The organism is Legionella parisiensis, assembly GCF_001467945.1.
GTDB lineage: Bacteria > Pseudomonadota > Gammaproteobacteria > Legionellales > Legionellaceae > Legionella > Legionella parisiensis.
This window is the reverse complement of record NZ_LNYQ01000013.1, coordinates 1,209,254-1,218,836: the sequence shown is the minus strand read 5'-3', so window position 1 is coordinate 1,218,836 and position 9,583 is coordinate 1,209,254. Positions and strand designations below refer to the sequence as shown.

Here is a 9,583-nt window from a genome sequence, read left to right as displayed (position 1 = left end):
GTTTTAGGAATTTTGAAAATTACAGGGTGCGTGTTAAGGTGCTCTGCGGGTGATTATAGCTGCCCCCTTAAATGGGAAAGAGCCAAAATTATAGAGTACGTGTTAAGGTCCTCTGCGGGTGATTAAAGCTGCCCCCTTAAATGGGAAAGAGCCGAAAGAGCCAGTTAGTTTATGAGTTTGTGTCTACTGTGCCCCACAAAATCCCCACAATGGTTTTTGAGGGGTTGGGATAGTCGATTGCAAGTTGTTGATTTTACTGGCTTTAATTGGTGGGCCCACTAGGACTTGAACCTAGGACCAACGGATTATGAGTCCGCTGCTCTGACCAACTGAGCTATGGGCCCGAAGAGGGGGTCATTTTAAACTTAATTTGCTTAATGTTCTAGTTTTTTTTGTGATTTTTTTGGTTTTCCTCTCCCGTTAGGGAGAGGGGAAGGGAAGGTAAAGAGGTCACAAATCCTTTTTATCCTTTCTCTTTAATGGAACAATTAGCCTTCATCACCTTCGAGGAAGCTTCTCAGTTTTTCTGAACGAGATGGATGGCGCAGTTTGCGGAGCGCTTTGGCTTCGATTTGGCGAATTCGCTCACGAGTTACGTCAAATTGTTTGCCCACTTCTTCCAGAGTATGGTCGGTATTCATTTCGATACCAAAACGCATACGGAGTACTTTGGCTTCCCTTGGAGTTAACGTTTCCAAGATTTCCAGAGTGGCTTCGCGCAGACCTTCAGCAGTTGCCATATCGATTGGTGATTCAATGTTATTGTCTTCAATAAAATCACCTAAGTGTGAATCATCATCATCACCCACTGGGGTTTCCATAGAGATAGGTTCTTTGGCAATTTTTAAGACCTTGCGAATCTTGTCTTCGCTCAATTCCATTTTTTCAGCCAATTCTTCGGGGGTGGCTTCACGGCCAGTTTCTTGCAGAATTTGTCTGGAAATGCGGTTGAGCTTGTTAATCGTTTCGATCATGTGTACCGGAATACGGATGGTACGTGCCTGATCGGCGATAGAACGGGTAATTGCCTGTCGAATCCACCAAGTTGCGTAGGTAGAGAACTTATAACCGCGACGGTATTCAAATTTATCTACTGCTTTCATCAAACCGATGTTGCCTTCTTGAATTAAATCAAGGAATTGCAAGCCGCGGTTGGTGTATTTTTTCGCGATCGAAATAACCAGACGTAAGTTGGCCTCAACCATTTCTTTTTTGGCACGACGTGCTTTTGCTTCGCCAATGGACATTTTACGGTTGATGTCTTTAATTTCACCAATCGTCAAACCGTATTCGGCTTCAAATGCGACCAGTCGTGATTGGATACGCAGAATTTCTTCGGTATGTTCCTGGATACGGTTCAGATCGAGTTTTTTACCGTGTTTGCCAATTATGGAATTGAGCCATTCCATGTCTGTTTCTTGGCCTGGAAATGTATCAATAAACAGTTTTCGCGGAATACGTGCTTTTTCAATACAAAGGCGCATAATGCCACGCTCAAACTCTCTGATGTGGTTACGTAGCTGACGGAAATGACGTGTTAAACGATCAACCTGTCTGGAAGTAAGCTTGAGTTTTAAAAACGATTCGGACATCGCTTCCAACGCTTTTAGCGCCTTAGCATGCTCCCTGCCGTGCTCTTTTAATATAACTAATGCTTCTTCATAAGTAATGCGTAAGTCATCAAAATAAACTTTCGCTTGTTCTGGGTTTGGACCATCATCGACTTCACCTATACCTCCTTCGCCGTCTTCATCCTCCTCTTCATCAGAAAGAAGCAGCTCATCATCTTGTCGAACTTCATCGAGCATAGAGCCGATGCTTGCAGCAGGAGCCACCTCATCTTCAACATCGGAAAAACCGCTAATAATTTCATTCAGACGAATTTCTTGGGCATTGAAACGATCATAATCATCAAGCACTAACTGGACAGTTTCTGGATAATGAGCCAAAGATTTAAGTACCTGGTAGATACCTTCTTCAATGCGTTTCGCGATACGGATCTCGCCTTCACGGGTCAATAGCTCTACTGTACCCATTTCACGCATGTACATACGGACTGGATCGGTTGTACGGCCAGTTTCTTTGTCCACAGAAGCCAGTACCATTGCGGCTTCTTCGATATCTGGTACTTCTTCTGTATTGAGCAGAAGTGCCAATTCATCATCACCAGGCGGTAATTCGAATACTTTGATGTTCATGCCTTCCAGCATGCTGATAATGACATCAAAATGTTCTGTATCGACTATATTAGGCAGCAAGTCATTGATCTGACTGTAAGTCAAATAACCTTGCTCCTTGCCTAGGCTAATGACTTTGGTTATTTGTGAGCTTTGCTGTTCTTGATCGTTTATGGTCATAGACACTTCTCTAGGGACAATTGGACATTATCCTAAAAAACAATGGAATCTACAGCATTATATAGCACTAATTGGATTGCCTGCTTCTTTAGGATTACAAAATCTTATAATTATAAACCGGGAGGCTGCAACATACCAGTAGTTTTTCATTGCTTTTTTCTGGATATCTTCTTTACAAGAGTCTAGCACATGATAGAACACCGTATGAGTTAGGGTTAATACTAATTGCATTATCGAAACGCAGACAACACTTGCGGTACGCAACTGACTTAAGCGATGTGTTTTGATACGAGCTAAACGAGCATGGTCTTCGATAAGGAAGTGCTTGCGTTCCGTTATTCATATTTTGCGCAAAGTGTTTAAAAAAATCTATACTTACAATTATCCACTGAATAAATTTTATTTGTCCTTAGCGGATAAAGAAGTCTAAATGTGAAAAAGAGACCAAAGCATTTTATCGAGAAAATTAATCGTGCTTATGAACTTGTTACACGTATGAAGGAAGGATACGTTTGGCGAGGCTCTAGTGATTATAGTTTTATCTATTCAGATGGAACGCAATTAGATACCAAAAAAATTATCGAAAAAGCTTCCCTTGAGCGAGACATTACTATATTGGATATTGGAACCTCAAATGGAGTATTTATTTCTGCTAACGATACGGAAATAAACAGAGGACTCAAACACAAACATAAAGTGGCAGTATACGGCATTTCGGCAACTGATGAACGTAATTCTGTTGATAATATTATACCTAATGAAAAATATCTTACCGGAAATGCAGAGTATTTAGGGGATCCCAATTACGAAGAGTTTAGAGGAATTGCCTCGCAGCAATTTGACTATATTTTTTCCAGCAAAACAGTGATGCATTTGGTTGATCCCGTTGCAGCGATAATTAATGCTTACAATAAATTGAAGCCAGGAGGTGTCTTGGCAATCGATGAATTTACTCTCAAGGGTTGTGAAGGACGGCTACAAGATATTATCACGCATCTTAGGAAAGAAGGTCATTGTATTGCGGTATCCTTAAACAATCAAACAGGTACCATAGATAAATTTTGCATAAAAAAAACAGAAAACCCCCTCGAATTTCCTCTTGAATACGACGCGGATAGAATTGGTTATGTACCATCCCCTCAGTTAAAAAAAGACAACCGCAGTAATCTTGAGAGGATCGTTTCTGCAGGAATGCTTCTTGAAGGTACTTTAGAGAAATCAAAATTATCTTTATTCAAGGATTTTACTTCTCTTGACGCTTTATTGAGAAGCAAACAATATCGCGCCCTCCCTCATGAACACCAGGAACTGTGCATTCTCTTCGTTGTTGCAAAAGAAATTAGTACCTCTGTATCAAAACAACAACCAAAATTGGGTTCACCAAGCGGTTTCTTTACGAGTCCCATTTTATTACAAAAGATTCTTTGTCTGAAACAACTATGTTTTGACAAGGGCGTTGAAGGTGGGCGTATTCTTTCTGGGGATGTGTACGGTGTGGGTTTGGGGAATGTTTTAATTAGCAGTAATTATCTTCCATTAGCAACCAGATTAAATTTGATTCGTTTAACTGCCTGTCAAAAAATGCTAGGCATGGATCTTGAAAATTCTGCAGAAAATGCAAAGGCATTTGCTCAAATGGATGTTTACCCAAGTAGAGTAGACTATTTACATAATGAGATGCTTTTTAGGTCTATCAGCGAAGCGTTGTCTCAGCCTAAACCATCACAACCCATGAATGTAGTTATGGGGAGAAAGTTTACTGAACACTCGCAATTATCTGAATTAAGTCCTTATTTCAATGAGACCTTAAAATTTCTTAATCGACACAAAGAATTTTTTTGTAATCAGTTACAAGTAAAGCTGGAAAATTCTGCTTATAATTTCACGAAGATTACGTGTGTTGGTACTCCTGGTCATTTTTCCTTCAAACTTCTTGCGGAAAGCAATTATTCTGGTGATACGCCTCAAGAGTTTATAATTCCAGCCTCCCAATTCCTTGCCATTATGAATCAGGCATACAGTACTACACATCGACAGGAACTGGAAGCAGAAAAATTGCCTCTTATTTTTGATTCAGCAGCTTTACTCATATATATAAATGATAATTTAGGAATCACCGGCATATCGGTGCTTGATAGCTTGGAGAAGAATTGTATATTAGAAGAAATAAGCGGCACCGAGGATCCTGATAGCTATAAGATTCGCGTCAAAATTGGGGGGGCAGAAGATTTTGCAGAGATTATGATTTCCAAAGAGGAACTTTCTGAATTAATCCTGCAGGAGCAAAGTGCTGCGATGGAGAAAAGATTTTTTTAATGGCGTTTTTCTTTCAGCATCTCGAGTAACTTCATTTGTTCCTCTTTATTTAAACCTTGTTGGCGAGCTTTATTAATCCACTGTTGTATGGTTAGCTCATGATTTTGTTTTTGTAAAAACACCATAATGTCTATCAATTCTTTGACTAATTCCTGCTCAGGAACTAAATGATCCCAGGCTGCAAGTTTGTTCATAAAATCAAAATAAGGATGATCACGCCATGATTCAATAAGTGTTGCTGTAGTGGCTTGCGGATTTGTTGCCAGCTGCTGGAGCACCTGCAGTAATATTTCATGTTCCTGAGTGTCGAGTAGGTCGAGGTTAATATGTTGTTTGATCGGTGCATAAATTTCGGGGTGCTGCAAGAGTAAGGCCACAGCAACGCGCATTGGCGTTCGTGCTATAGTCATCATTTGCTCGTGCTGAGATGTTTTAGATTCCTCGGTAACCAGCTGAGTTAAGCGGTGGGTTTCGATATGGGTTAAACGAGCCAGATCTTCAATAAGTAATTGCTTGTAGGAGCCCTCATTCATTTTTTGTAAAAAAGGTTTGGCCAAATTAATTAATTGTGTTTTTCCTGCGGGACGAAGCAAATTGAGGTCTTTGGCTAAGTTATCAAAGAGAAATCGATGCAGGGGAGTGGCTTGTTTCAACTGATTTAAAAAATGGTCTTTGCCTTCCTTGCGGATTAAGCTGTCTGGATCATGTCCATCAGGTAAAAACATAAAACTGGCATCGAGCCCCAGGTTTAAATGCGGCAAGCTGCTTTCAAGTGCGCGCCACGCAGCTTGTCTTCCAGCGTTATCACCATCAAAACAGAAAATCAGCGATTTAACATGTTTCGCCAGAAGTTGAATGTGATAAGTACTCGTTGCGGTGCCTAAGGTGGCTACTGCATTCATAATTCCATGCTGGGCCAATGCAATCACATCCATATAACCTTCAACCACAATAATGTAATCTATTGTTTTTTGCTGGTTTAGAATTTGGTGTAAACCATATAATTCCCTGCTTTTTTGGAAAATGACCGTTTCAGGTGAATTAAGGTATTTCGGTTTTTGTTCAGCGTCCAGGACGCGCCCGCCAAAGCCTATAATGCGTCCATGGCGGTCATGAATAGGGAACATAACACGGTTGCGATAGCGGTCATAAATTTTTCCCTCTTCGTTTTTAATTAACATCCCGGTTGCGAGTAACTCACGTTGGTTACGAGGAAATGCTTTTTCAAGATGATGCCATCCTTCATTCGCATAACCTAATTGATACAGTTTTGCGATTTCTCCACTTAAGCCTCTGCCACGTAAATAATCGATGGCGGGTTGGCCTTCATGCTTTAATTTTTTTTGATAGTAAAGGCTTACGGCAGACAAAAGTTTATAAAGATCTTGTGATGGATTATTTTTTTCAGTTTGTTTGTCGCGAGGAATTGTTAAACCCAGACGAGTAGCCAGGGTTTCAACTGCATCAACGAATCCCTGATTGAGGTAATTCATGACAAAGCTGATGGCATTGCCAGAAGCACCACAGCCAAAGCAGTGATAAAACTGCTTTTTGGCGACGACATTAAATGAAGGAGATTTTTCGTTATGAAAAGGACAGCAAGCAATATGGCTGTTCCCTCTTTTTTTCAAGGGAACATAGCTGTCAATTAATTCAACCAGATCCGTTCGGTGGAGAAGATCGTCAATGAATGGCTGCGGGATTAAGCCAGACATATTGATCCTTAACTTAACTTGGCCTTGATCATGGCGCTGACTTGAGCCATATCAGCACGTCCTTGCATGCTAGGCTTTAAGAGTGCCATTACTTTACCCATGTCAGCCATTTTTTCAGCACCAGTTGAGGCCATAGCTTCTTGAATCATTTTCTCGATTTCTGCAGCAGACAAAGGCTCAGGTAAGTATTTTTTCAGAATATCGAGTTCATATTGTTCCTGGGCGACCAGATCTTCTCGATTGGCTTTTTCGTATTGGGCTATGGATTCTTTGCGTTGTTTGCTCATTTTATCCAAAATCACCAACATGCGTTCATCATCTACTTCAATACGCTCATCGACTTCGACTTGTTTTACTGCGGCAGTAATTAAACGAAGCGTGGATAAAAGTTCTTTATCCTTGGCACGCATTGCATCTTTGACATCATTATTGAGACGTTCTTTAATTGTCATTTTTTATTCCTTAAAATCTTAATGAGCAGCTCGGCCCTAATGCATTCTGAATAGCAAAAGGCCACTAAATACAACACGATAATCACTGTGACTATGCGAAGTACATGTGGCCTTGGTAAAAATACAGGACAGAAAAATCCTATTTACGTCGGCGTTTTCCGCCTTGTTGTTTTGCTGTCATATCACGAGAGATTTTCTTCAGATGACGTTTTACTGCAGCAGCTTGTTTACGCTTACGCTCAGCAGTGGGTTTTTCATAAAATTCACGACGTCGCAATTCGGTTAAAATACCGGCTTTTTCACAAGAGCGCTTGAAACGGCGCAGTGCGTATTCTGGGTTTTCGCCTTCTTTGACGCGAACGGTAGGCATTAACTAGTCCTCTGGTTATTTGATCTTAATAGGTGGGCAATTCTAGTGCTAGTTGAAGCACTCGTCAAGTTTTATACTATAATTTTTATTAATTCTCAGTAGACTTTGGTATATGTATGGCTCATTAAAGTGGCTGAATATCAATTTAACCTCAATGTTACCGCATTATAAAATGTTATATTAACGCGTAGGGCATTAATAAATATATTTACAATAAACTACTAATTGTTCATTGATATTTTTTGAGCGAGTGAGCCACAACTGGAATCTGCTCACCGATTAATGTGTTACAATTGCGGCTTTGATAATATTCTTAGGTTAGGTTTTTATGTTGATTTTGGGCATTGAATCTTCTTGTGATGAAACGGGAATAGCAATTTATGATTCAGATGCTGGTTTGTTGGCGCACGCCTTGCATTCACAAATAGATACACACCGGGTGCATGGCGGTGTGGTTCCTGAGCTTGCTTCACGTGACCATATTAATTATTTGATTCCCTTACTTGATAGGGTATTGCAACAAACAGGAATTGATAAAAAAACATTAGATGGTATTGCCTATACAGCCGGCCCAGGTTTGATTGGTGCATTACTGGTAGGGGCTTGTTTTGCAAAAAGCTTGGCATATGCATTACAAATCCCTGCTCTGGCGATTCATCACTTGGAAGCGCACCTTTTAGCTGCAAAAATGGAAACTCCGTCACTCGAATTCCCCTTTATCGCACTTTTGGTATCTGGCGGTCATTGCCAATTAGTTGAAGTCAAGGATTTAGGAAAATACCGCATCCTTGGCGATACTCTGGATGATGCTGTAGGCGAAGCTTTTGATAAAACAGCGAAACTCATGGGTATACCTTACCCCGGGGGGCCCGTGCTTGCAGGCCTTGCCGATCAATGTGAATCGACTCCTTATCGGTTTCCCCGTCCCATGACAGATAGACCCGGTCTGGATTTTAGTTTCAGTGGCTTAAAAACCTTTGCATTAAACACATGGAATCAAAGTGCAAAAGATGAGCGTGCATGCGCTGAAATTGCCAAGGCGTTCCAAGAGGCAGTGGTTGAAACCCTAATGATTAAATGCAAGCGGGCTGTGCAAGAATCAGGTTGTAAGCAATTGGTTGTTGCGGGGGGCGTAGGGGCAAATAAAGCACTACGTTTAGGTTTGCGCGAATGGATACAGGATATTGGCGGAGCAATTTATTTCCCTGCTTTAGAATATTGTACTGATAATGGAGCGATGATTGCTTATGCCGGTTGTTTACGGATGTTACGAGGAGAAAAGGATTTAATTAGTGGGGTAGATGTTAAGGCAAGATGGCCTTTGGCTTGATTTTTCGTAAGTACTCAGCCCCTATTTAGGAGCCTGAGTTATTACGATTTTTTTTAATGCCTGACAATTTGAGGATCGATTTTACAGGGATTTCTAGATTTGAGACCCTATGCTTGTTTTGGCTATTCCTCTTCAGGTTTTTTTGTTTTTGCTTTAGATTCAGGAGTTTTTTTAGCTCCAGTCTTTTTTTCCGATTTCACGGCTTTATTACTGGTTTTTTTCGCAGTTTTAGCTGTTTTCGTTGTTTCAGGCTCAACCACTACAGTTTCAGTGATAATCACTTCTTCTATCTCAATTATTGTTTCTTTAGGCATCGCTTCAGGTTCTTGTGGGGGAACAGCATGCTCTGCTTTGCCCTCCATCATAGCATCAAGAACATCTGCCTTTAATTTAATGTGTGGTTCTTTTTTATCAATAAGGCGCACAATATTGTCCTTATGTTTGTAGACGATTAATAAGGCCATAATGAATATAGGCAGGAAAATATCCAGACGCTGGATAAATAATAGCGAATAAAATGGAGCAAAACCAATCGCTGTTATAGAGGCTAAGGAGGCGTAGCGTGAAAACTTGGCGACGATTAACCAGGTTGCCGCAACCACAATACCAACAATGAAATGAAAACCTAATAGCGAACCAATTGCTGTAGCAACTCCTTTTCCGCCTTTGAAGTCAAAAAAAATAGGGTACATATGGCCGATGACAGCAGCCAAAGCAGTAAATCCTACGGTCGCAGGCTCTGCGCCCAGGATTTTGGCGATAAGTACGGGAATAGTACCTTTCAGCAGATCGGCAACCATAACCATGGCGGCATATTGTTTTCCTGCAATGCGCAAGACATTGGTTGCACCAGGATTTTTTGAGCCCTCTATACGTGGATCGGGCAAAGAGCAAGCCTTACAGACAATGACTGCAGAGCAGATAGATCCCATTAAATAAGCAAGAACTACCAAGAATATAAATAATATCACCGATTGCTCCTTTTCCGGAAAGTAACATATTATCAATATTATAATCTTTATTTGCAAGCAAGAGGCGGGAAA

7 protein-coding genes and 1 tRNA gene are annotated in these 9,583 nt (G+C 40.7%); 2 read left to right on the top strand and 6 right to left on the bottom strand.

Annotated elements, in window-relative coordinates:
- Positions 1 to 267: 267 nt before the first annotated feature.
- Together Lpar_RS11470 and rpoD are read right to left on the bottom strand one after the other, a co-directional pair.
- Positions 268 to 344 (bottom strand) — tRNA-Ile (locus Lpar_RS11470).
- 144 nt (positions 345 to 488) lie between these two features.
- The gene (gene rpoD, locus Lpar_RS11465; protein ID WP_058518062.1) at positions 489 to 2,357 is read right to left on the bottom strand and encodes an RNA polymerase sigma factor RpoD; all 1,869 of its coding nucleotides are present in this window, start codon (positions 2,355 to 2,357) and stop codon (positions 489 to 491) included.
- Positions 2,358 to 2,789: 432 nt separating this feature from the next.
- On the opposite strand from rpoD, the gene Lpar_RS11460 reads away from it, so the two are divergent.
- Positions 2,790 to 4,673, top strand: coding sequence for a class I SAM-dependent methyltransferase (locus tag Lpar_RS11460; protein WP_058518061.1), 1,884 nt, complete (start codon positions 2,790 to 2,792; stop codon positions 4,671 to 4,673).
- Here Lpar_RS11460 and dnaG read toward each other — a convergent pair.
- From dnaG to rpsU, 3 genes are all read right to left on the bottom strand, one after another.
- On the bottom strand, positions 4,670 to 6,388 hold the full coding sequence (gene dnaG / locus Lpar_RS11455; RefSeq protein WP_058518060.1) for a DNA primase: 1,719 nt from the start codon (positions 6,386 to 6,388) through the stop codon (positions 4,670 to 4,672). The genes Lpar_RS11460 and dnaG overlap by 4 nt on opposite strands.
- An 8-nt stretch (positions 6,389 to 6,396) precedes the next feature.
- Positions 6,397 to 6,840 carry a GatB/YqeY domain-containing protein gene (locus Lpar_RS11450; protein ID WP_058518059.1) on the bottom strand — a complete coding sequence of 148 codons (444 nt, stop codon included), beginning with the start codon at positions 6,838 to 6,840 and terminating at the stop codon, positions 6,397 to 6,399.
- A gap of 139 nt (positions 6,841 to 6,979) precedes the next feature.
- The gene (gene rpsU, locus Lpar_RS11445; protein WP_010652681.1) at positions 6,980 to 7,210 is read right to left on the bottom strand and encodes a 30S ribosomal protein S21; all 231 of its coding nucleotides are present in this window, start codon (positions 7,208 to 7,210) and stop codon (positions 6,980 to 6,982) included.
- 328 nt (positions 7,211 to 7,538) lie between these two features.
- Here rpsU and tsaD point away from each other — a divergent pair, with 328 nt between their 5' ends.
- Positions 7,539 to 8,540 (top strand): tRNA (adenosine(37)-N6)-threonylcarbamoyltransferase complex transferase subunit TsaD, encoded by a 1,002-nt coding sequence (tsaD, locus tag Lpar_RS11440; protein WP_058518058.1) that lies wholly within the window; start codon positions 7,539 to 7,541, stop codon positions 8,538 to 8,540.
- Positions 8,541 to 8,662: 122 nt separating this feature from the next.
- On the opposite strand, the gene plsY is transcribed toward tsaD, so the two are convergent.
- Positions 8,663 to 9,511, bottom strand: coding sequence for a glycerol-3-phosphate 1-O-acyltransferase PlsY (gene plsY / locus Lpar_RS11435; RefSeq protein ID WP_058518057.1), 849 nt, complete (start codon positions 9,509 to 9,511; stop codon positions 8,663 to 8,665).
- Positions 9,512 to 9,583: the final 72 nt, after the last annotated feature.